Source organism: Streptomyces sp. NPDC107654 (assembly GCF_055639035.1).
The window spans coordinates 21,325-43,764 of record NZ_JBVKBI010000039.1; the positions used below are offsets into that span (position 1 = coordinate 21,325).

Annotated in this window: 15 protein-coding genes; 6 read left to right on the forward strand and 9 right to left on the reverse strand. The window is 74.4% G+C overall.

What is annotated here, in order from left to right; translation table 11 throughout:
* Positions 1 to 4: 4 nt before the first annotated feature.
* On the reverse strand, positions 5 to 3,610 hold the full coding sequence (locus tag ACZ7N4_RS37325; protein ID WP_471368054.1) for an AfsR/SARP family transcriptional regulator: 3,606 nt from the start codon (positions 3,608 to 3,610) through the stop codon (positions 5 to 7).
* A gap of 245 nt (positions 3,611 to 3,855) precedes the next feature.
* Between ACZ7N4_RS37325 and ACZ7N4_RS37330 the strand changes: the two genes are divergently transcribed.
* From ACZ7N4_RS37330 to ACZ7N4_RS37350, 5 genes are all read left to right on the forward strand, one after another.
* Entirely contained in the window at positions 3,856 to 5,097 is a 1,242-nt protein-coding gene (locus ACZ7N4_RS37330; protein WP_471368056.1) for an MFS transporter, read from the forward strand.
* A 341-nt stretch (positions 5,098 to 5,438) separates the two neighbouring features.
* The gene (locus tag ACZ7N4_RS37335; protein WP_471368058.1) at positions 5,439 to 6,686 is read left to right on the forward strand and encodes an IS701 family transposase; all 1,248 of its coding nucleotides are present in this window, start codon (positions 5,439 to 5,441) and stop codon (positions 6,684 to 6,686) included.
* Positions 6,683 to 7,372, forward strand: a complete 690-nt coding sequence (locus tag ACZ7N4_RS37340) for a response regulator transcription factor (protein WP_471368060.1) — start codon at positions 6,683 to 6,685, stop codon at positions 7,370 to 7,372. The genes ACZ7N4_RS37335 and ACZ7N4_RS37340 overlap by 4 nt, the downstream gene beginning before the upstream one ends.
* A 160-nt stretch (positions 7,373 to 7,532) precedes the next feature.
* Positions 7,533 to 8,912 carry an NtaA/DmoA family FMN-dependent monooxygenase gene (locus ACZ7N4_RS37345; RefSeq protein ID WP_471368062.1) on the forward strand — a complete coding sequence of 460 codons (1,380 nt, stop codon included), beginning with the start codon at positions 7,533 to 7,535 and terminating at the stop codon, positions 8,910 to 8,912.
* A complete protein-coding gene (locus ACZ7N4_RS37350; RefSeq protein WP_471368064.1) occupies positions 8,909 to 10,120 on the forward strand; it encodes an LLM class flavin-dependent oxidoreductase in 1,212 nt (403 codons plus the stop codon). The genes ACZ7N4_RS37345 and ACZ7N4_RS37350 overlap by 4 nt, the downstream gene beginning before the upstream one ends.
* A gap of 46 nt (positions 10,121 to 10,166) precedes the next feature.
* Here the strand turns inward: ACZ7N4_RS37350 and ACZ7N4_RS37355 are convergent, their stop codons facing one another.
* From ACZ7N4_RS37355 to ACZ7N4_RS37390, 8 genes are all read right to left on the reverse strand, one after another.
* Entirely contained in the window at positions 10,167 to 11,936 is a 1,770-nt protein-coding gene (locus ACZ7N4_RS37355; RefSeq protein WP_471368081.1) for an SWIM zinc finger family protein, read from the reverse strand.
* Between the two features lie 560 nt (positions 11,937 to 12,496).
* Entirely contained in the window at positions 12,497 to 15,352 is a 2,856-nt protein-coding gene (locus ACZ7N4_RS37360; RefSeq protein ID WP_471368066.1) for a DEAD/DEAH box helicase, read from the reverse strand.
* A 95-nt stretch (positions 15,353 to 15,447) separates the two neighbouring features.
* Complete coding sequence (locus ACZ7N4_RS37365) at positions 15,448 to 16,029, reverse strand: sugar kinase (protein WP_471368068.1); 582 nt, start codon at positions 16,027 to 16,029, stop codon at positions 15,448 to 15,450.
* A complete protein-coding gene (locus ACZ7N4_RS37370; RefSeq protein WP_471368070.1) occupies positions 16,026 to 17,171 on the reverse strand; it encodes an ROK family glucokinase in 1,146 nt (381 codons plus the stop codon). Before ACZ7N4_RS37370 ends, ACZ7N4_RS37365 begins: the two co-directional genes overlap by 4 nt.
* Before the next feature lie 61 nt (positions 17,172 to 17,232).
* Positions 17,233 to 18,003, reverse strand: a complete 771-nt coding sequence (locus tag ACZ7N4_RS37375) for an ATP-binding cassette domain-containing protein (RefSeq protein WP_471368072.1) — start codon at positions 18,001 to 18,003, stop codon at positions 17,233 to 17,235.
* A complete protein-coding gene (locus ACZ7N4_RS37380; RefSeq protein WP_471368074.1) occupies positions 18,000 to 19,043 on the reverse strand; it encodes an ABC transporter permease in 1,044 nt (347 codons plus the stop codon). The genes ACZ7N4_RS37375 and ACZ7N4_RS37380 overlap by 4 nt, the downstream gene beginning before the upstream one ends.
* Positions 19,040 to 20,044, reverse strand: coding sequence for a sugar ABC transporter substrate-binding protein (locus ACZ7N4_RS37385; protein ID WP_471368077.1), 1,005 nt, complete (start codon positions 20,042 to 20,044; stop codon positions 19,040 to 19,042). The genes ACZ7N4_RS37380 and ACZ7N4_RS37385 overlap by 4 nt, the downstream gene beginning before the upstream one ends.
* Positions 20,045 to 20,208: 164 nt before the next feature.
* Positions 20,209 to 20,946, reverse strand: coding sequence for a GntR family transcriptional regulator (locus tag ACZ7N4_RS37390; RefSeq protein ID WP_471368084.1), 738 nt, complete (start codon positions 20,944 to 20,946; stop codon positions 20,209 to 20,211).
* A gap of 130 nt (positions 20,947 to 21,076) precedes the next feature.
* Here ACZ7N4_RS37390 and ACZ7N4_RS37395 point away from each other — a divergent pair, with 130 nt between their 5' ends.
* The gene (locus tag ACZ7N4_RS37395) at positions 21,077 to 22,099 is read left to right on the forward strand and encodes a Gfo/Idh/MocA family protein (RefSeq protein WP_471368079.1); all 1,023 of its coding nucleotides are present in this window, start codon (positions 21,077 to 21,079) and stop codon (positions 22,097 to 22,099) included.
* Positions 22,100 to 22,440: the final 341 nt, after the last annotated feature.

Consider the following 22,440-nt stretch of genomic DNA (forward strand, 5'->3'; position numbering starts at 1 on the left):
TGGTTCAGGCCGCCTTGTCCGCGAGTGCGGCCAGGGCGGTGCGCGCGTGGCGCTCCGCCTCGGCGGGGCTCAGCCACGCCCCGCGCTCGAACGCCTCGGTGAAGGCCCGCCCGCCCAGGACGTCCTGGGCCGCCGCGGTGATCCGGTCGACGTCACCGCGTTCCGCGGGCGGCAGGGGCGCGCCCACGCTGCGGCGCGCGGCGTGGGCGGCGCCGAGGAGCAGGGCCGCGCAGGCGGCGCCGGAGCGGTGCCCGCACAACGCGGCCGTGCCGGCGAGGCCCTCCAGGGACAGGGCGAGGGCGCGGGGCTCGTCCAGGCAGCGGGCGATGCGCAGACCGCGCAGGTGGTGGGCGGCGGACCGGGCGGCGTCGCCTCGGAGTTCGGCGATGAACCCGAGTTCGGCGTGGAGCAGGTGGTCACCGGCCGGTGAGGAGACGTCGGCGTGGGCGTCGCGGATGCGCAGCAGGTGCGCCTCGGCCGCGTCGATGTCCCCGGAGCGCCGGGCGCCGAGCGCCAGGCCCATGTCGGCGTGGATCTCGCCGTACTTGTAGCCCTGTTCGACGGCGATACGACGGGCCTGCTCGTGCAGTTCCCGGGCGCGGTCGAAGTCCTGGGCGAGCAGCGCGAGCCGGCCGAGTCCGGACAGCCGGGCCGACACCTCCGCCTCCAGGCTCAACTCCCGCGCGATCTGCAGCCCTTCGTGCTGGCGGTGCGCCGCCTGCGCGTACTCCCCCTTGATCTCGGCGAGCGCGGCGAGCGGTGAGACGGTCTGCAGCTCCCCCCAGCGGTCGCCCAGTTCGCGGAAGAGGGCGCGGCTGCGCCGTCCGTCGCGGGCCAGGCCGTCCAGGTCGCCGCGGACAAGGGCGAGCGCCGCCCGCAGGCCCAGCGCCGCGGCGATGCCCCACTGCTCGTCCGCGGCCTCGAAGTGCAGCAGCGCGCGGGTGTTCAGCGCGCGGCTGCCGTCCAGGTCGCCGACGCCGAACCGGCCGTAGGCGTTCAGCCACAGCGCCCGGGCGCGGCGCACGCGGTCGGGTACGGCGTCGGCGCGGCAGGTCACCGTGCGCTCCCCGGTCAGCAGCACGAAACCGCCGTGCAGCAGGGCGAGTTCCGGATCGCAGTGGCCGGCGGTGGCCGCGAGGACGGCGGCCAGGGCGCGGCGGGCCTCGGTGAGCCGGCCGCGCAGCAGCCACCACCAGGACAGGGCGGTGGCGAGCCGTACGGCCTCCTCGCTGCGCCCGTCGGCGGCCCGCCGTACCGCCTCGTCGAGGGCGGCGCGCAGGTTGCACGCCTCGGTGTCCAGGCGGGTGAGCCAGTCCCGCTGTTCGGGACCGCGCAGCCGGTGCTCGGCGTGTTCGGCGAGCGCGAGGTAGTGGCGCAGGTGGCGTTCGCGGGCCGCGGCCTCGTCGGCGGACTCGCGCAACCGCTCGGCGGCGTAGGCGGCGACGGACTCCAGGAGGCGGTAGCGGGGGCCGGCGGGGCCGTCCGTGACCACCACGAGGGACTTCTCCACCAGCCGGGTGACGAGGTCGAGCACGTCGGCGCCGGCCACGCCCTCGCCCGCGCACACCGCCTCCGCCGCGTCGAGTCCGCAGCCGTCGCGGTGCACGGCGAGGCGGCTCAGGACCAGGCGTTCGGGCGGGCTGAGCAGCTCCCAGCTCCAGTCGATCATCGCCCGCAGGGTCTGCTGGCGGGCGGGCGCGCCCCGCTGCCCGGAGGTCAGCACCCGGAACCGGTCGCCGAGGCGGGCGGCCAGTTCCCGCACGCCCAGGGCGCGTACCCGGGTCGCCGCCAGTTCCAGGGCGAGCGGAATGCCGTCCAGGCGGCGGCAGATCTCGGCGACGGCGGCGTGCTCGGCTCCCTCGCCCGCGCCGAGCCGGAAGCCGGGGGCGCAGGCGGCGGCCCGCTCGGTGAACAGGCGTACCGCGTCCGGGGTGGGGAGCGGCTCGACCAGGAACACGGCCTCGCCGGCCAAGGCCAGCGGTTCCTGGCTGGTGGTGAGGATGCGCAGCTGCGGGGCGCTGCGCAGCAGCAGCGCGACCAGCTCGGCGGCGGCCGCGACGACGTGCTCGCAGTTGTCCAGGACCAGCAGGGTACGGCGGTCCCGCAGGGCGGCGGTCAGCCGGTGCACGGGGGAGGTGGCTCCGGTGCCGGTGGCGGGCGGGGCGGAGGGGGCGTCGTCCCGGATGCCGAGGGTCGCGGCGACGAGGCCGGCGAGGTCGTCCGGGGTGGCGCTGCGCACCCCCGCGAACTCCACGAACCAGGCCCCGTCGGGGAGCCCCCCGCCCCCGGTCACCGCGTCCTGCGCGGCGGCCACGGCCAGGCGGGTCTTGCCGACCCCGCCGGGCCCGGTGAGCGTCACGAGCCGCTGCCGCCCGAGCATCCGGGAGATCAGCCCGAGCGCCTCCTCCCGCCCGATGAGCGCGGTGAGGGGGACGGGCAGGTTGGCCGACGGGACGGCGACCTGCGGGACTCCGGGGTGCGGGGCCGGCGCGGCGGACGGGGCGGAGGGGGGCGCGGCGGGCGGCGGCGGCGCCGACGGGGCGGACGGGGGCGCGCCGGGCACGGCCGCGGCCTGCGGCGGACCGGCATGCTGGGCGCCGACGTGCTGCGGGTCGGCGGGGGTGTCCGCGGCGGCCCGCGGCCGGTCGGTGTGGCGCGGGTCGGTGTGTGCGGGCCCGGCGTTCGTCAGCGGCGCGGGCGGCGGCGCGGCGGAGGTCTGACCGGTGTGCGGGGGCGCGGCGTGCGGCGGCGCCCCCGCCGGCGAACCCACGGGCGGCGACGCACCCTTCAGTGAAGCGGCGTGCGGCGGCACCCCCTGCGCTGATCTCGCGTACACCCGCGCCCCCCGCGAGGAACCCGGGTACGGCTGCGCCGCGTCCAGGGCCGGGTCCTGACGGAGCATCGCCTGGTGGAGGGCGCTCAGGACGGGGGCGGGGCAGGCGCCGAGTTCGGTGGCGAGGCGGGTGCGCAGGTCCTCGTACGACGCGAGGGCCTCGCCCTGGTGGCCGGCCCGGTACAGCGCCCGCATCTGCACCGCCCGCAGCCGCTCCCGCAGCGGATGCTCGGCCACGAGCGCGGCCAGTTCGCCGGCGAGCAGCAGGTGGTCCCCCGCCGCCAGGCGGGCCTCGGCCCGCTCCTCCAGCACGGCCAGCCGCTGTTCCGCGAGGCACTCCCGGGCCGCGCGGACGAACTCCTCGTCGGCGAAGTCCGCGTACGCCGGTCCGCGCCACAGTCCGAGGGCCTCGGTGAGCAGGTCGGCCCGCGTCCGCGGGTCCGCGACGGAACGGGCCTCGGTGACGAGCCGGCCGAAGCGGTCGGCGTCCACGTCGTCGGAGGGGTCGAGCCGCAGCCCGTACCCCGGCGGCTGCCGCAGCAGCCGTTCCCGGCCGAGCACCCGGCGCAGCTGCGAGACCTTGGCCTGCAGCGCGCCCGCCGGATTGCCGGGGAGGCGGTCGCCCCACAGGTCGTCGATGAGCCGGTCCGCGGAGACGGGGCCGCCGTCGTGTGCGAGCAGATCCGCCAGCAGCGCCCGCACCTTGGTCTCGGGGACCTGAAGCCGCTCCCCGTCGTCGTCCCACACCGCGAGTGGTCCGAGCACCCCTAACCGCATGTGCACCACCGTACCCGTTCCGTAATGCGTCCGCTCGGTTCCGGTTCCGTACCGGGCCCGATCCGTTCCGGCACCGGTCCCGAAGCGTTCCCGAAGGCTTTCCGAAGCATTCCCGAAGCGGCCGCGCGCACAGTCGTGACTCCCCGGATGTCCGGCTGCCGGGTGTGCCCGGCGGCGTCACGGCAGGCCCCCTCCCCCGGCCGTGACCCACGGGCATCGCACCAGCAGAGACGGAGTACACCCCCATGAGCGCCTCACCCGAGACCGCCGCCGCTGCCGCCCCCGGTGCCGCGCCGCCCACCGGGCGGGCGGGCGAGGAGCCGCGGCAGAGACTGCCGATGCTCGCGCTGCTCGCCCTGGCCACCGCGGTGTTCATCACCAGCCTGACCGAGACGCTGCCCGCGGGCCTGCTCCCCGACATGAGCCACGACCTGAGGGTGAGCGAGTCCGCGACCGGGCAGACGGTCACGATCTACGCCATCGGCACCGCGCTCACCGCGATCCCGCTGACGGCGGCCACCGCGGGCTGGCGGCGCAAGCGGCTGCTGCTCACCGCCGTCGCGGGCTTCGCCGTGGCCAACACGGTCACGGCCCTGTCGTCCGTCTACGGCCTGACGATGGTGGCCCGCTTCCTCGCGGGCGTCGCCGCGGGACTCGCGTGGGCCCTGCTCGCCGGCTACGCGCGGCGCATGGCGCCGGCCCCCCTCCAGGGCCGGGCCATCGCCGTCGCCATGGCGGGCATCCCGGTGGCGCTCTCCCTCGGCGTGCCCGCCGGGACCTTCCTCGGCCAGGCCCTCGGCTGGCGCGTGGCGTTCCTGGCGATGACGGCGCTCACGGTGGTGCTGCTGCTGTGGATCACCGCCGCCGTGCCCGACCACCCGGGCCAGCGGCGAGGCGAACGCCCCCGGATGCTGCGGGCGCTGGGTGTCCCGGGCGTCCGCCCGGTGCTCTTCGTCACGCTCGTCTTCGTGCTGGCCCACACGGTGCTGTACGCGTACATCGCCACCTTCCTGGACGACCTGGGCATGGGCGGCCAGACCGATCTGGTCCTGCTCGCCTTCGGTGCGACCTCGCTGCTCGGCATCTGGATCGTGGGCGCCCGGATCCAGCACCGGCTGCGCGCGCTGACCGTCGCCAGCACGCTGCTGGTGGCCGCCGCCGCCGCGCTGTTCGCGGTGCTGGGCGACGGCGGCCCCCTGGTGTACGTCGCCGCCGCCCTGTGGGGACTGGGCTGGGGCGGACTGCCCACCCTGCTGCAGACCGCCGTCGGCGACGCGGGCGGTGACCAGGCCGACGCCGCGCAGGCGATGCTCGTCACGCTCTGGAACGTGGCCATGGCCGGCGGCGGCGTGCTGGGCGGCGTGCTGCTCGACGCGACGGGCAGCGGTTCGTTCCCCTGGACGGTGCTGCTGCTCCTGGGGCCGGTGCTGGCCGTGGTGCTCGCCGCGCGCCGCCATGGCTTCCCGGCGCGACGGCGCGCAATGTGATGTTCACACACCGGTGAGGGTACGTGGGCTTTCTTTCGGACCTTCTCCGCCGGCGGCCCGGGCCGCCGGCGGAATGCCCGGTTCACGCCTCCTGACCAGTGGAAACCGGTCGTTCTCCGCAGGTGGCGGGAGGGTCGCAAGGGCTTTCCCGGGCCTCCCGACCGCTTCCGGCCCCATCCCTCCCCCGACCGCGTTTCCGCAGGTCAGCGGCCGAAATGTCAAAGTGACAGCACAAGGCGTGAAAATGGCGATGCAGCCGGTAGCTTTATCCCTCGTACGACTGTCCGTACAACCACACGAACACAGTGGGGCGACACGACTGCGAGGGGGCGTAGTTCAACATGTCGTCATTGGGAGTGCGCGTCGCTGCCGGGGATCGCGAGCGCATACAGACGTTTGTTGAAAGCGTATTCAATCCGCTGCACCGGGCGGAACAACGCCGCTGGGCCAGGGCCTACTTGTGGGGACTCATCCACACCCCCGGCAAGAAGACCCCGCGGCGCATGGCCGAGGCCGGTTTATTGCCGACCGGCGCGGCCCACGGTCTGCACCAGTTCATCAACAGCAGCACCTGGGGCTGGGAACCGGTGCGCCGCGCGCTCGGCCGGACCATCGCGGCGCACCGGCCGGCGTACGCCTGGACGGTCGCCGATCTCCTGATCCCGAAGCAGGGCGAGCACTCGGTGGGGGTGCACCGTCGTCTGGACCAGGCGACCGGACGCACCGTCAACTGCCAGCGTGGGGTGGTGCTCTTCCTGTCGACGGGCACCCGGTGCTTCCCCGTCGACTGGAGCCTCGTCCTCGACGGAGCCTGGGACTGGGACGATCTGCGCAGGCGCCGTGCACGGATACCGGACACGGAGACCGGGCGCCCCGTGGGGGCGTTCGTCCTCGGTTTCGCCGCCGGGGTCACCGCGGCGCACCCGCCGCTGCCCACGGCGCCCTGGGTGCTGAACCTGACCCAGCGGTGCGACGACGCGAGCGGTGTCATGGCCGGACTCGCCCGCCGGGGCCTCGACTTCGTGTGCGAGGTCGACTCCGGGCAGATCGTCCTCGTCGGACGTCCCTCCCCGAGGGTGATCACCGTCGGGGAGCTGATGGAGGAACCGCACGCACGGCAGCCGCATGTGCTGCTGCGCCCGACCGAGCAGGGAGTTTCCCGGGCCGTACGGGTCAACGTGTACACGGGGCCGGTCCGTCTGTCCCAGCGCGGGGCCGCCAAGGACGGCGTCTCGCGGACGTACCACGTCCTCGAACAGGTCTCCGCCGACGGCGGGCAGCCCGCCCGGTACTGGGTCACCAGCCTGATGGACCGGGGCGTGGAGGAGGTCCTCGCACTGGCCCGGAGCCAGGCCCTCGCCCGCCGGACCGTCACCACGCTGCGGGAGGGGTACGGGGTGCTCGACTTCGAGGGCCGTTCCTTCCCCGGCTGGCACCACCACATGACCATGGTCTCGGCAGCGTACGCCTACCAGCAGCTGCACGGCGCTCCCGGCGCCGTTCCCGCGCCGGCCACGGGGCTGGCCGCGGCCGGCGCCGATGCCGCGGGCTATTGGGCGGACGCCGGAGCGAAAGGCCTGGGAGCGTGAAGAAAGTGCTGGTCGTAGAGCCGGACGCCACCGCGGCCGAGACTACGGCGGGTGATCTGCGTCGGCAGGGCTATGCCGCCCACACCGTCGACCGGGGGTCACGGATCCTGCGTTCCTACCACGACGCCGATCTGGTCCTGCTGTCCCTGGACCTGCCCGACATCGACGGACTGGAGGTCTGCCGCACGCTGCGGGCGGAAAGCGATATTCCGCTGATCGCCTGCACGCACCGGGACAACGAACTGGAAAGAGTGCTCGCGCTCAAGGCGGGAGCGGACGACTGTGTGCTGAGGACCTGGAGTCCACGTGAGATCGGCGCGCGGATCGAAGCGGTGCTGCGGCGGACCCGCCCGCACTCCGTCGGCGCCGACAGCATCTCGCTCCGGCCGCTGCACATCGACCCGCGGACGCGGGAGGTGCGGCTGCGCGACCGTGTCGTCGACGTGACGGCCACGGAGTTCGAGTTGCTCTACACCCTGGCCGCCCGGCCCGACTCCGTCGTCTCGCGCAAGGAGCTGATGGCCAAGGTCTGGGGCAGCAACTGGGTGAGCACCAGCCGCACCATCGACACGCACGTGAGCAGCCTGCGGGCGAAACTCGGCTCCAGCCGCTGGATCATCACGGTGCGCGGAGTCGGCTACCGCATGGGACACGTCGGGCAGCTCCCCGAGGTGTCCGCGGGCTGACCCGCCCGGACCGTTGTCGAGGACCCCGGGCACGCGCGGTGCCGGTCACCGCGCGTGCCCGGGGCCGTTCCCCTGCGCTCGGAAGCGCGCGCGTGAGGCCCGCGCGCGAGACCCCGTACTCAGGCCCCGTACTTGAGACCCGCGCTTCAGAAGGAGCATCGTGCCGAAACAGATCCATCTCGCGGCCCAGCTGCCGGGCATCCACAACGTCACCGTCTGGTCGGACCCGCGCTCCGGGAGCCAGATCGCCATCGGCTCCTTCGTGCACCTCGCGCGGACCGCGGAACGCGGGAAGTTCGATTTCTTCTTCCTTGCCGAAGGACTGCGACTGCGCGAACACAAGGGCGTCGTCTACGAGTTGGACGTGGCCGGTCGCCCGGACAACCTGACCATGCTGAGCGCCCTGGCCGCCGCCACCACACGGCTCGGGGTCGCCGCCACCGTCAACGCCACGTTCAACGAACCGTACGAGGTGGCGCGCCGGCTGGCGACCCTGGACCACCTCAGCGGCGGACGGGCCGGCTGGAACGTGGTGACCAGCTTCGACGCCTTCACCGGGGAGAACTTCCGCCGCGGCGGCTTCCTCGCCGAGTCCGACCGCTACACCCGCGCCGCCGAGTTCCTGGCCACGGCGCGTGAGCTGTGGGACAGCTGGGCCGCCGGGGACGTTCCCGCGGACCCGGTGGCCGGGCGGTTCGTGCGGTCCGGGGCCGGTGAGTTCGTCCACCACGGCGGGCACTTCGACATCGCCGGGCGGTTCACCACCCCGCGCAGTCCGCAGGGGCACCCCGTGGTCATCCAGGCCGGGGAGTCCGACGCGGGCCGTGACTTCGCGGCGTCGGACGCCGAGGTCGTGTTCAGCAAGTACAACCGGCTGGAGGAGGCCCGCGCCTTCTACCGGGACGTCAAGGGCCGGCTCGCCCGGTACGGCCGGTCACCGGACGACCTGCGGATCATGCCCACCGCCACGGTCGTCGTCGCCGACACCGACGCGGAGGCCGCGGCCTACGCCGACGAGATCACCCGCGCCCAGGTGAGCCCGCAGACCGCGATCGCCCACCTGGAGGCCGTCTGGGGCCGCGACCTGTCCGCGTACGACCCGGACGGCCCGCTGCCCGACATCGACCCCGAACCGGATTCACTGGTCCTGAAGGGGCACTCCGTGTTCCGCACGGGCCGGGCCGAGACCGCCCGGCGCTGGCGGGCCCTCGCCGGGGAACGCGGGCTGAGCATCCGCGAACTGGTCATCGAGGTGCACGGCGGACAGACCTTCGTCGGCAGCCCGCACACCGTCGCCGACGCCATCGACCACTTCGTGCAGACCGACGGCGCGGACGGCTTCGTCTTCGCCACACACCTGACGCCCGGCGGCCTGGACGACTTCGTCGACCGGGTGGTGCCCCTGCTCCAGGAGAAGGGTGTCCACCGCCCCGACTACACCGGCACGACGCTGCGGGACCACCTCGGCCTGCCCGGGCTGCCGGGCACCGGGCGCACGTCCGCAGCCGCTTCGGCCCCACGGGAAGGCAGCGCATCGTGAACGACGACTCCCTGCACCTCGCCGTCGCCCTGGACGGCGCCGGCTGGCATCCCGCGGCCTGGCGGTCCGACGGAGCCCGGCCCGGCGCCCTGTTCACGCCCGGGTACTGGGCGGACCTGGTCGCCGAAGCCGAGCGCGGCCTGGTCGACCTCGTCACCTTCGAGGACGCGCTCGGCCCGCAGTCCGCCGCACCGCACCGTCCCGACGACCGGACCGACCAGGTCCGCGGCAGCCTGGACGCGGCCCTGCTCGCCTCCCATCTCGCCCTGCTCACCACGCACATCGGCCTGGTCCCCACGGTCAACGTCACCCACACCGAGCCCTTCCACGTCGCCGTGGGCATCGCCACCCTCGACCATGTCAGCGAGGGCCGCGCGGGCTGGCGTCCGCAGATCGCCGCGCGTGCCGCCGACGCCGCCCACTTCGGCCGCCGCACGACCCCGCAGCTGACCGACGACGACCTCCGCGACCCCGAGCTGATCGCCGCGCGGCTGCGCCCGCTGTTCGCGGAGGCCACCGACGTGGTGGAGGTGGCCCGGCGGCTGTGGGACAGCTGGGAGGACGACGCGGAGATACGGGACACGGCCACGGGCCGTTTCCTCGACCGCGACAAGCTGCACCACATCGACTTCGAGGGGGCCTCCTTCAGCGTCAAGGGCCCCTCGATCACCCCGCGCCCGCCGCAGGGCCAGCCGGTGGTGGCGAGCCTCGCGCACGCCTCGACGCCGTACGAGTTCGCGGCGCGCGGCAGCGACGTCGTCTTCGTGACGCCGTTCGACCGCGCGGGCGCCAAGGCCGTCCTGGCGCAGGTGGACGAGGCCGCCGACCGGGAGGGCCGGGACCTGCGGGACCGGCCGCTGCGCAGGTTCGCGGACCTGGTCGTCTTCCTGGACGACGAGCCCGGCGCCGCCGCCCGCCGCAAGGAGCGCCTGGACGCGCTGGACGGCGCGGAGTACACCTCGGACGCCCTGGTCTTCACGGGCACCCCCGGTGAACTGGCCGACCTGCTGCTGGACTGGCGCACCGCCGGACTGGACGGGTTCCGTCTGCGCCCCGGCGCGCTGCCGCACGACCTCACCGCGGTCACCCGGCGGCTGGTCCCGGAACTGCGCCGCCGCGGCGCGTTCCGCAGCGCGTACGGCACCGGGACCCTGCGCGAGCGGCTGGGCCTGCCGAGACCCCGCAACCGGTACGCGCGGCAGGGCTGATCACGGCCGGCCGGCGGTGCGCGGGGCATCCTTCAGCGGGTGTCGTTCACCGCGCGTCGTCGGGTGTGCCGAGCCCGGTCAGCGCGCCCACCGGGTCGAGGTCCGGGGTGCCGCGGGGCCACCAGTCGTCCTGGCCGGGCTCCGACTCGTAGGCGTACCAGAGGCCGTCGCGGCCGAGGCGGAGCTGGACGTGGCCGCGGGGGTGGGTGAGCCGGTTGCGCCAGGGGCGGAACGCCGGGAGGTCGGCGGCGAGCAGCAGCGGGCGGGCCCGGTCGAAACGCCCGGCCGGCGGGTCCCACGGCTCCTCCAGGACGGCCAGGCCGGCCGGGCCGCCCTGCCGCCACGCGGCGACGGCACGCGCCAGGTCGGCCGGGGTGCGGCCGGCGGCGTCGGCGAGCGTGGCGTACAGCGCCCGCGTGGCCGCGGTCAGCCCGGAACCGGGGCGGGCCGCGGCGAGCCGCACCGCGTCCTGCCACAGGGTCAGCTCGCCGACCGGGTCGCGTCCGGTGCCGAGCAGGGCGTGGGCGCGGGCGGCGGCGTCGGTGGCCAGCTGGTCCAGGGCGAAGGGGTCCGGGCCGCCGGGTGCCGAGGGATAGACCGGGGGCTGCCCGGGGTGCGGGGGCACCGGCGCCGGCGGGGGCAGCGGCGGGCGTTCACGCGCGGCGAGGGCCTCGGTGGCCCGGACGCCGGGCAGGGTCTGCGGCTGTGCTTCCCGGGCGGCACGGGCGGCGCTGCGCCGGGACAGCGCGTCCAGGATTTCCTTCTCGCCCCGGCCGCGCAGCAGGAGCAGCACGAACGGGTCGGCGTCGAGCAGGCGGGCCGTCTGGTAGCAGAGGGCGGCGGCGTGCTTGCAGGGGTGGCCGGAGTCCGGGCAACTGCACCGGGGGGTGAGGTCGCCGGGTCCGGGCAGCAGGGGGACACCGCAGTCGGCGAGCGAGTGGGGCAGTTCCTTGTCGAGCAGCGCCGCGATGTGCCCGGGCCGGTCGGCCGCGGTGTCGAGGAACCTCTCCCAGTCCTCGTCCCCCAGGGTCCGCACCCGGACCTGCACCCGGTAGGGGCGGGGCCGGCTTCCGCGCACATAGGCCAGCACCAGCCCCGGGGTGACTGTGATCGCGTCCACGTGCCCCCGCTCCGCGTAGCCCCGTCCGCGCGCCAGCCGCTCGCCGTCCAGCGCCCCCCGCTCCAGCGCCGCCACCCAAGCGTTCCCCCACCAGGTCCCGGCGAACGGGGTCTCCTGCCCCGCCCGCTCCCGCACCGCGAACGCCGGGAAGGTGCGCCGGAGTTCGGTGTCGCGGTGGGGGGTGGCCATGGTGGGGGGCGTGTGGGGGGTGGCAGGGGTGACCGAGGTGGGGGCCGGGGACGACGGAGCCGACGTCGGCGGGGTCGGCTCGGCGGGAGCGGGGTTGTGGGTGGCGGCGGGGGTGTCGTGAGCGTGATGTTCCGGCTCGTCGGAAGTGTCCGTCCACGTGGGCATGCGGAAGGCGGTCGCCAAGTAGTGCCGCATCTCCTGCGCGGCCTTGGCCCTGGTGGCCCGGGTCTCCCCCTCCGGCGCGGGCGCCGCGGGACCGGAAGGCGCCGGTGTCCGCCGCGCACGCCGGGGCTCCGCCGCCTCGGCCCGCAGGGCCTCCCGGCGGGCCGCGCGCAACGCCTCCCGCGCGGCGTCACCGGGACGCCCTCCCGGGGCACCGGCACCCCGGACACCAGCGCCGGCATCGGCACCGGCCGCCCCGGAACCAGCGGCACCCGACCCGGCCGCACCCGCACCCGCCACCCCGGAACCAGCCACATCCGCACCAGCCGCACCCGCACCAGCCACCCCGGAACCGACGGCACCGGAACCGGCCACACTCGCACCCGCACCAGCCGAACCGGAACCAGCCGCACCCGCACCGGCCGAACCGGAACCAGCCGCACCCGACCCACCCGTCCCCGCTTCCGTCACGGCACGCGCCGGAGGCTCCTGTTCCTCGCCCGCCACCGGGTCGGCGACGTCACCCGCCGGCCCCCCGCCGTCAGCCGGCGACGCGTCCCCCCGCCGCGTGGAGAAGGCGGCCCGGAGCGCCGCCCGCGCCACGTCCCCGGGCCGCGCCGCGCCCTCACGGGACGACACCTCACCACCGCCGGCACCGGACGGCACCCCGCGCGTCGGCTCCTCCGCCCCGAGCCCGCCGGAGTCCGGCAGCGCCCCACGCACCACACCGCCCGCCTCACCGGCACCGCCGGCCTCACCGGCACCGGCACCGGCACCGGCATCCGATGGCACTCGCGGCGGCAGGTCCCCCGGTTCCCTCTCCGTGCCGTCGGCGTCGGCGTGTCGGCGGGCCGCCCGCAGGGCGCGGCGGGCGGCGTCCGCGGGGCGGGGGGCGTCGGAGCCGGTCATGGCGTCCTCCGCAGGGAGACCAGGTCGGAGAGTTCACGGTCGGTGAGTTCGGTGAGCGCGGCCTCCCCGGAGCCGAGGATCGCGTCGGCTAGGGCGCGCTTGGAGGCGAGCATCTCGGCGATGCGGTCCTCCACCGTGCCCTCGGTGACCAGGCGGTGGACCTGGACGGGCTGGGTCTGCCCGATGCGGTACGCGCGGTCCGTGGCCTGTTCCTCGACGGCCGGGTTCCACCAGCGGTCGAAGTGGACGACGTGGCCCGCGCGGGTGAGGTTGAGACCGGTGCCGGCGGCCTTCAGGGACAGCACCAGGACCGGGGTGCCGCCGCTCTGGAAACGGTCGACCATGCGCTCGCGCTCGGGTACCGGCGTGCCGCCGTGCAGCAGGTCGACGGGGACCGCGCGGGCGGCCAGGTGGGCGGTGAGGAGGCGGGCCATGCCGACGTACTGGGTGAAGACGAGGGCCGAACCGTCCTCCGCGAGGAGGGTGTCCAGCAGCTCGTCCAGGAGGGCGAGTTTGCCGGAGCGGGCGGCCAGGCGGTCGGGGTCCGGCTGCTCCTTCAGGTAGAGCGCGGGGTGGTCGCAGATCTGCTTCAGCGCGCCGAGCAGCTTCAGCACCAGGCCCCGGCGCGCCATGCCCTGCGCCGTCTCGATGGCCAGCATCGATTCGCGCACCACCGCCTCGTACAGCGCGGCCTGCTCCCGGGTGAGCGGCACCGGGTGGTCGGTCTCCGTCTTGGGCGGCAGCTCGGGCACGATGCCGGGGTCGGACTTCTTGCGGCGCAGCAGGAAGGGCCGGACCAGGCGGGCGAGGCGCTCCACGGCCTCCGCGTCCTCGCCGTTCTCGACGGCTCGGGCGTGCCGGGCACGGAAGGACTTCAGCGGGCCGAGGAGGCCGGGGGTGGTCCAGTCGAGCAGGGCCCACAGTTCGGAGAGGTTGTTCTCCACGGGGGTGCCCGTGAGCGCCACGCGCGCGGGGGACGGGATGGTGCGCAGCGCCTTGGCGGTGGCGGAGTAGGGGTTCTTCACGTGCTGCGCCTCGTCGGCGACGACCATGCCCCAGGGCTGCCGTGCCAGCTGCTCGGCGGTGGAGCGCATGGTGCCGTACGTGGTGAGGACGAAGCCGCCGGTCACGTCCTCCAGGGTGCGCTCGGGGCCGTGGAAGCGGCGGACGGGGACGCCGGGGGCGAAGCGGGTGATCTCCCGCTGCCAGTTGCCGAGGAGGCTGGCCGGGCAGACGACGAGGGTCGGCTCGGTGCGGGCCCGCTTCAGGTGCAGGGCGATGAGGGTGACGGTCTTGCCGAGGCCCATGTCGTCGGCGAGGCAGCCGCCGAGGCCGAGGGAGGTCATGAGGTCGAGCCAGGCCAGGCCGCGCAGCTGGTAGTCGCGGAGGACGGCGTTCAGGCCGGGGGGCGGGGTGGCGGGGTGCAGGCCGGCGGTGAGCCGGTCGCGGAGGGCGGCCAGCGCGCCGGCGGGGACGACGTCGACGGTCTCGCCGTCCACCTCGGCCTCGCCGGTGAGGGCGACGGACAGCGCGTCGACCGGGTCGAGCAGTCCGAGTTCGCGCTTGCGTGCCTTGCGGACCAGGGCGGGGTCGACCAGCACCCAGCGGTCCCGGAGCCGTACGACAGGGCGGTGGGCCTCGGCGAGGGCGTCCATCTCGGCCTCGCCGAGCGGGTCGCCGCCGAGCGCCAGCTGCCAGCGGAACCGGAGCAGTTCCTCGCTCTCGAAGAAGCCGGTGCCGTCGGTCGCCGAGCCGGGCGCCGGGCGGACCACCGCCGTGGCGGTCAGGTCGCGGGCGAGGTCGCGGGGCCAGTGGACGGCGACCCCGGCGGCGGCCAGCCGGCCCGCCGCCACGCCGAGCAGTTCGCCCAGCTCCTCCTCGGTGAGGGCGAGGACGTCGGGCACGTCCTGTTCGGCGAGGCGGTCCAGGGGCGGCCACACCCGGGCGGCGCGCCGGACGGCGAGGGCCGCGTCCACGCGCGCGCGAGGCCCGAACGCCGCGCCTGCCTCGCCCGTCCAGAGCGCCGCCGCGTCGGCCACCAGCGTGGGGTCGGCGAGGCTGTGCACCTGCACGATCGCCGCCCCCGCGGCACGCGTCCCCTCCCGCGCCCCGGCGTCGAACACGTCGTACGCGGACAGGTCCAGCCGCAGCGAGATCCGCACGCCCGCGTCCATCCCGGCGGCGACCTCCGCCGCCCACGCGTGGGCGTCGGGCAGGTGCTGGGGCTCGCGGGCGGCGTAGGGCCGGCCGGCGGTGAAGGGGGCCGCGGGCGTGCGGGGCAGGGTGTCGGCGACCGCGTCGAGGAAGGAGCGGACCAGGGCCTCCGGCTCGGGCAGGCACAGCGGGCCCGGGCCGGATAGCGGCACCGCGTGGCCCTCCGCGGGCAGGGCCGCGGCGACGGCACGCAGGTGGGCGATGTCCCCGGGCTCCAGCGGGCCGGCCCGCCAGGCGTCGTGGCCGCCCGGGGTGAGGCCCGGCAGCAGCCGTCCGCGGGCGACGAGCCGCAGCGCGTGCAGGGCGGCGGCGCCCCAGCAGGCGGTGGCCGGGTGGGCGGCCGGGTCGCGCCGGGCGCGGACCAGCAGCGGCAGGGCGTCGGCGAGCGGCAGGGTCAGGGCGGGCACCTGCCGTCGGCGCACTCCGGGGCCGTGCGGCCGGACGACCGTCAGTTCCTCGGCGGTCGCACCGGCGCTCTCGGGCAGCGGGGCGCCGTCGGGGTCCCAGAAGGCGAGGCGGCCCTGGCGGGGCAGGGGCGCGGGGAGGTAGACGGACGCGAGGCGCACCGGCACCCGGTGCCCGGCCCCCGCCTGCGGGGAACCCCCTGTGCGCTCGGCCTGCGCAGCCGTGCCGCTCATACGTCCTGCCGCCTCCCGCCCGTGTCCCGGATCATTCGTCTCCGACTCTACGGGCGGGGTCTGACAATCGGCTCCGGGGCCGGTCGGGGCCCCGGTTACGGCACCGTGCGGGAGACGACGAACACCATCGGCAGCTGCGGGTCGGACAGGTTGACGACCACGTCCTGGGTGGGTGCCGGGTTCCGCTGTTCGTGGGTCAGGCCGTACCACGGGCCCGGGCCGCCGAAGGTCCAGCCGCTGACCTTCCGGTCGCGTTCGCCGACGGCGATCTCGTTCTTCTTCAGCTGGTCGCGGCGGACGCCCATGGTGCCCAGGAAGCTGTCCAGGCCGGCGGGGTTGGTGCGGAACTGGACGTAGAGACGGCTGGTCTTCCAGTTGTTCGTCTCGTAGTAGGCGACGTCGTCGGCGGGGTGCGGGACGGTCACCTGGTACAGGCGGCGCTGGACCTTCGAGGGCCAGCCCGGGGTGAGGCCGGTCGCCGAGTACTTGGCCTCCTTGTCCTTGCCGCTGTTGCGGCTCTGGTTCGCGGAGATCACCAGGTAGCCGGCCGGGACGCCGATGAGCAGGACGATGATCAGCAGGGTGAGGGCCCGCCGCTTCGCCTTGTGCCGGGGGTCCTCGGCGGGCCGCCGCGGCTCGTCCGGCGGGCCGCCCTGGTGGGGCAGCGACGAGGTCATGCGGTGTCCTGGTCGCGGCGGCCCTGGACGTACCGCTCGTAGCGCTCGTACCGCTCCACCCGGCGCCGCTTGGCGCGGCGGAAGCGGCGGGCGACCAGCCGGGCCAGGTCGGCGGCGCCCACCATGCCGGCCTCGGGGCCGAGCTGGGCGCGGGTGATGCGGGCCTCGGGGCGGTAGCCGCGGCCGGTGAGGTGGCGCTTGAAGGCGTCCCGGGCCGGGCCGATGAGCAGGTCGTCGGCGGCCGAGACACCGCCGCCGATCACGAAGCAGGAGGGGTCGAGGGCGGCGGCGAGGTTGGCGATGCCGACGCCGAGCCACTGGCCGATGTCCTGGAGCAGCTCCACGCACATCGCGTCGCCCTCGCGGGCCAGCTCGGTGATCATCGGGCCGGTGATGTCGCCGATGTTCCCCTTGACGTGCTCGATGATCCCGTAGGCGACCGGGGAGTCGGCGGCGGCCAGTTCGCGCGCCTCCCGGACGAGCGCGTTGCCGGAGCTGTACTGCTCCCAGCAGCCGCGGTTGCCACAGGGGCAGCGGTGCCCGCCGGGGACGACCTGCATGTGGCCGAACTCTCCGGCGACACCGAACTTGCCGCGCTTGACCTGGCCGTCCTCCAGGATGGCGCCGCCGATGCCGGTGCCGAGGGTGATCATGACCAGGTGGTCCTCGCCGCGGCCGGCGCCGAAGCGCCACTCGGCCCAGGCGGCGGTGTTGGCGTCGTTGTCGACCAGGACCGGTACGGCGAGGCGGCCGGCGATGCGGTCGCGCAGGGGTTCGTTGCGCCAGGACAGGTGGGGGGCGAACAGGACGCGGTTGCGGTCGGCGTCGACCCAGCCCGCGGCGCCGATGCCGACCGCGTGCACGTCGTGCCGGTCGGACAGGTCCAGGACCAGCTCGACGATGGTGTCCTCGACGACCTTGGGGCTCTTGGACTTGTCCGGGGTCTCCGTGCGGAGCTTCTCCAGGATGTTGCCGTCGGCGTCCACGACACCCGCCATGACCTTGGTGCCGCCGATGTCGATACCGACCGTGGGCACCCGGGGCGCGGTCAGGTGGGACCTGCGCTCCCGGGTGCCGACGGTGCGCAGGACCGGGGCTCGGCGGGAGCCGATGGGGGCGGTGAGGTCGCGGTAGGTGCTCATCGTTGGTCGATTCTGCCGCACGCTCACACCGAGTGCCGCGCAGGGCGGGGGGTGCGCGTCCTCAGGTTCGCTGCAGTTCGTGGACCAGCGCGTCCAGGTCGGCTCCGCCCGCCATCTGCTTCGTCAGCTCGTCCAGGGTGATCTCGTCCCGTGTGTGATGGCCCACCATGGTGCCGCGCCGCAACAACACGAAACGGTCGCCCACCAGGTACGCGTGATGCGGATTGTGGGTGATCAAGACGACTCCCAGGCCCTCGTCCCGTGCCGCCGCCACATATTTCAGGACCACACCGGACTGCTTCACGCCCAGGGCCGCCGTCGGCTCGTCCAGGACCAGGACCTTCGCGCCGAAGTGGACGGCCCTCGCGATGGCGACACACTGGCGCTCGCCGCCCGACAGCGTGCCGATGGGCTGGTCGACGTCGCGGAGGTCGATGCCCATCCGCAGGAGCGCCTCGCGGGTGGTGCGGCGCATGAGGTCGGTGTCGAGGCGCTTGAAGGGGCCTGTGCCCCTGCGGGGCTCGGAGCCGAGAAAGAAGTTGCGCCAGACCGGCATGAGGGGGACGACGGCGAGGTCCTGGTAGACCGTGGCGATGCCCCGGTCCAGGGCGTCGCGCGGGGAGGAGAGGGTGGTCTCCTCGCCCTCGATGCGCAGGGTGCCGCCGTCGTGCCGGTGCAGGCCCGCGATGATCTTGATCAGCGTCGACTTGCCCGCGCCGTTGTCGCCGAGGACGCAGGTGATCTGCCCCGCGTGGACCTCCAGTGAGACCCCTTCCAGGGCGCGGACGGTGCCGTAGTGCTTGCTGACGTCGGTCAGCTCCACGAGTGTCACTTGGTGGCCTCCGCGCGCTTCTTGACCCAGGCGTTGAGCAGGGTCGCGAGGAGCAGCATCGCTCCGAGGAAGAACTTGAACCAGTCGGGGTTCCACTCGGCGAAGACGATGCCCTTGCTGGTCATGCCGAAGAGCAGGGCGCCCACGGCGGAGCCGATCGCGCTGCCGTGGCCGCCGGTGATCAGGCAGCCGCCGATGACGGCCGCGATGATGTAGATCAGCTCGTTGCCGACGCCCTCGCCGGACTGGACGGCGTCGAAGGAGAAGAGCAGGTGCTGGCCGGAGATCCAGGCGCCGAAGGCGACGCCCATGTAGAGGCCGATCTTGGTGCGGGCGACCGGGACGCCGACCGCGCGGGCCGCGTCCTCGTTGCCCCCGACGGCGAAGATCCAGTTTCCGGTGCGGGTGCGCAGCAGGATCCAGGAGGCGAGGGCGACGAGGCCCAGCCACCACAGGATGGTGACCTTGACGTCGACGCCGCCGACCTCGATCGTCGAGGCGAAGACGGTGCGGGCGCTCGCGAAGCCCTCCATGTCGGCGATGGTCTTGGTGGAGACGGTGCCGTCGATCAGCTTGGTGAAGCCGAGGTTCATGCCGGTCAGCATCAGGAAGGTGCCCAGCGTGATGATGAAGCTGGGCAGTTTGGTGCGGGTGAGCATGAAGCCGTTGAAGGCGCCGATGGCCAGCGTGACCAGCAGGGACACGCCCACGCCGACCCAGGTGTTCGCCGTCATCTGGTAGCTGGACATCGAGGAGACCAGCGCGGAGGACGTCACCAGGACGCCCGCCGAGAGGTCGAACTCGCCGCCGATCATCAGCAGGGCCACGGGTACGGCCATGATCCCGATGGTCGAGGAGGCGTACAGGACCGTGCTGAGGCTGGAGGCGCGCAGGAAGCCGTCGGCGACGAAGGCGAAGAAGACGAAGACGGCGAGGGCGCCGACGACCGAGCCGAGTTCGGGGCGGGCCGGCAGCCTCCGCAGCGGAGAGGTCCGCAGAATCCTTTCGTCCGACGTCTTCTCGTCGGTGACCGCGCTCATCGGGTGCCCCGCTCGGTGTACTCGGCGAGGGCGGACGCCTGGTCCTTGGTGATGATCTGCGGGCCGGTCAGGACCGGCTTGCCGCCGCCGAGGACGTCACCGTTGTACTTGTACAGCCACAGCAGGTCGACGGCCTGGTAGCCCTGGAGGTACGGCTGCTGGTCCACGGCGAAGCCGAGCGTGCCGTCCTTCAGCGAGGCCGCGACCTTGGCGTTGAGGTCGAAGGTGTCGATCTCGGCCTTGCTGCCCGCGTCCGTCCTCGCCTTCACGGCGGTGTCGGCGTAGGGGGCGCCCAGGGTGACCACGGAGTCGATGGAGGTGTCGGCCTGGAGCTTGGCCTCGATCGCGGACTGCACGTCGGGCATGTTGGTGCCGTTGACGTAGAGCTTGCGCAGGGAGCCGTGGAAGGTCTTGGCGACGCCGTCGCAGCGCTGCTCGTGGCCGACGTTGCCCTGCTCGTGCAGGACGCACAGGGCCTTCTTCCTCCCGCGCTCGTTCAGCTCGTCCCCGACGGCCTCGCCGGCGATGGTCTCGTCCTGGCCGATGTGGGTGAGCGCGCCGAAGGCCTTGGACTCGTCGGAGCCGGAGTTCACCGTGACCACCGGGATGCCGGCCTTCTCGGCGCGGGCCACGGCGGCCTTCAGGGCGTCCGGCTTGGCGAGGGTGACGATGATGCCGTCGACCTTCTTGTCCACCGCCGCGTCCACCAGCTGGGCCTGCTGCTGGGCCTCGTCGTCGTGCGAGTACAGGAAGTTGATGTTGTCCTTGACGGCGGCCTGCTTGGCACCGCTCTGCACGATGTCCCAGAAGGTGTCGCCGTCTCCCGAGTGGGTGATCATCGCGAAGGTCCAGCGGGGGGTGTTCACCGCCGCCCGCCCCTGGGCCGCGGCGGCCTTGCGGGCGTCCTCCGCCCGTTTGCCTCCGGTGCTGCTGCACGCCGCCAGGGACACGGAGAGTGCCCCCGCCAGCGCTATGCCTACCCAGGTCCGAAACCGTGCCACGAGGCCGTGCCCTTCTTGCCGTGTTCTTCCATGCGCAAGGGGCCGTCGATCGCGTCAGCGGCCCCAAACACTCCAGTATCGAACACGGGGAACACCCGTGACACGACCGGGGGAGCCCCCAGGGGTCGCCTTGTCCGGACATTGCGACGAAGCGGGGCGGTCGCTCAGGGGCGTACGAGCAGCTGGAACTCGAAGGAGTAGCGGCCCGGGCGGTAGGTGTGGTCGCCGAACTCGACCGCGCGGCCGGTGTCGTCGTAGGTGGTGCGCTGCATGGTCAGCAGCGGGGCTCCCTCGGACTCGCCGAGGCGCTCGGCCTCGGCGGCCGTGGCGCCGCGGGCGCCGATGGACTGGCGGGCGCTGTGCAGGGTGATCCCGGCGGAGCGCATCAGCCGGTACAGGCCGGTGGCCTCCAGCTGGTCGGTGTCGAGGTCGAGCAGGCCGGGCGGCAGGTGGTTGAGCAGGTACGCCATCGGTTCGCCGTGCGCGAGGCGGAGCCGCTCGACGCGGTGGACGTCACTGCCCTCGGCGACCCCCAGGGCGGCGGCGACCGTGGCGGAGGCCGGGACGACCGTGTTGACGAGAACCTTCGTCGCCGGGCGCTGCCCGGCCGCCTCCAGGTCGTCGTAGAGGCTGCTCAGCTCCAGCGGGCGCTTGACCTGGCTGTGCACGACCTGGGTCCCCACGCCCCGGCGCCGCACGAGGAGCCCCTTGTCCACGAGGGACTGGATGGCCTGGCGGACGGTGGGCCGGGACAGGCCGAGCCGTGCGGCCAGCTCGATCTCGTTGCCCAGCAGGCTGCCCGGGGTGAGGCTGCCCCGCTCGATGGCGGCCTCCAGCTGCTGGGAGAGCTGGAAGTACAACGGCACCGGGGAGCTTCGGTCCACACGGAGGTCGAGCGACACGGTCGGGTCCACATCTGGTTTCGGCACGGGCCCGAGCGTAGTCCGGTGCCCGGTTGACGGGAAGTCGTGTAGTCCGGTTGTCCGGACATACACATTGACAGGGTACGGGGTCCGCCCTCACTTTGTTTCCATGCGCATCGGGGTCATCGGTACGGGCCGCATCGGCGCCCTTCACGCGAGGACGCTCAGCCGCCACCGCGAGGTCGGATCCCTGATCCTCACGGACGCGGAGCCGGCGCGGGCGCAGGAGCTGGCGCACCGGCTGGGCGAGACGGCGGCGCCGGGCGTCGACGAGATCTTCCGGTGGGGCGTGGACGCCGTGGTGATCACCACGGCGACGGCGGCCCACGCCGAGTACATCGGCCGGGCGGCCCGCTCGGGTCTGCCGGTCTTCTGCGAGAAGCCGATCGCGCTGGACCTGCCGGGCACCCTGCACGCGCTCGCCGAGGTGGAGACGGCCGGGACAATCCTGCAGATGGGCTTCCAGCGGCGGTTCGACGCGGGCTACGCCGGCGCCCGGGAGGCCGTCCGCGCCGGCCGGCTCGGCCGGCTGCACACCGTGCGGGCCCTGACCTGCGACCAGTCCCCTCCCCCGGCCGCGTGGCTGCCGCTGTCCGGCGGGCTGTTCCGGGACACGCTGATCCACGACTTCGACGTGCTGCGCTGGGTGACGGGCCGTGAGGTCCGCGAGGTGTACGCCACCGGTTCGGACCGCGGTCCCGCGATGTTCCGGGAGGCCGGGGACGTCGACACGGGCGCGGCGCTGCTCACACTGGACGACGGCACCCTGGCCTCGGCGACCGCGACCCGGTTGAACGGCGCCGGCTACGACGTCCGCATGGAGCTGGCCGGGGAGCGCGACACGGTCGTGGTCGGCCTGGACGACCGGACGCCCCTCGCGTCCACCGAGCCGACCGGCCCGCCGCCCGCGGACAAGCCGTGGACGGGCTTCCTGGAGCGCTTCGGCCCCGCCTACGAGGCCGAGCTGAACGCCTTCGTGGAGGTCGTGCGCGGCGAGCGGCCCAACCCCTGCGACGGCCGGGAGGCACTGCAGGCCCTGCGGATCGCCGAGGCCTGCGAGCGCTCCCGCAGCGAGCGGCGCCCGGTACCGCTCGCGGAGATCCCGGGCGGCCGGCAGACGGCGTACGGCTGAGAGGCGTACGACCGCCGGTCGGCGCCCGTCGGACGCCGCCCAGGCCCTGTCGGCCGCCCCGGGATGCGTTGCGCACCCGGGCCTTCGCCGGACGCCGCCCAAGGTCCGGTCGGGACCGGGTCGCCCGCTGGCCCCGTCGGTCGCCGCCCGGGATCCGCTGCGCGCCCAGGCCCCTTCGGACGCCCCCTGGACCCGGTCCGGACGCCGCCCGGGGATCCGGCCCCCGCCCCAGGCCCCCGCCGGACACCCCCGTTATCTTCTTCGCGGTCCTGCAAGAGGGCCGCTGGCCTCCGGGCCCGGCATGACTGTTGCCCCCTGTCGATCGGATGACCTGGGGGGTG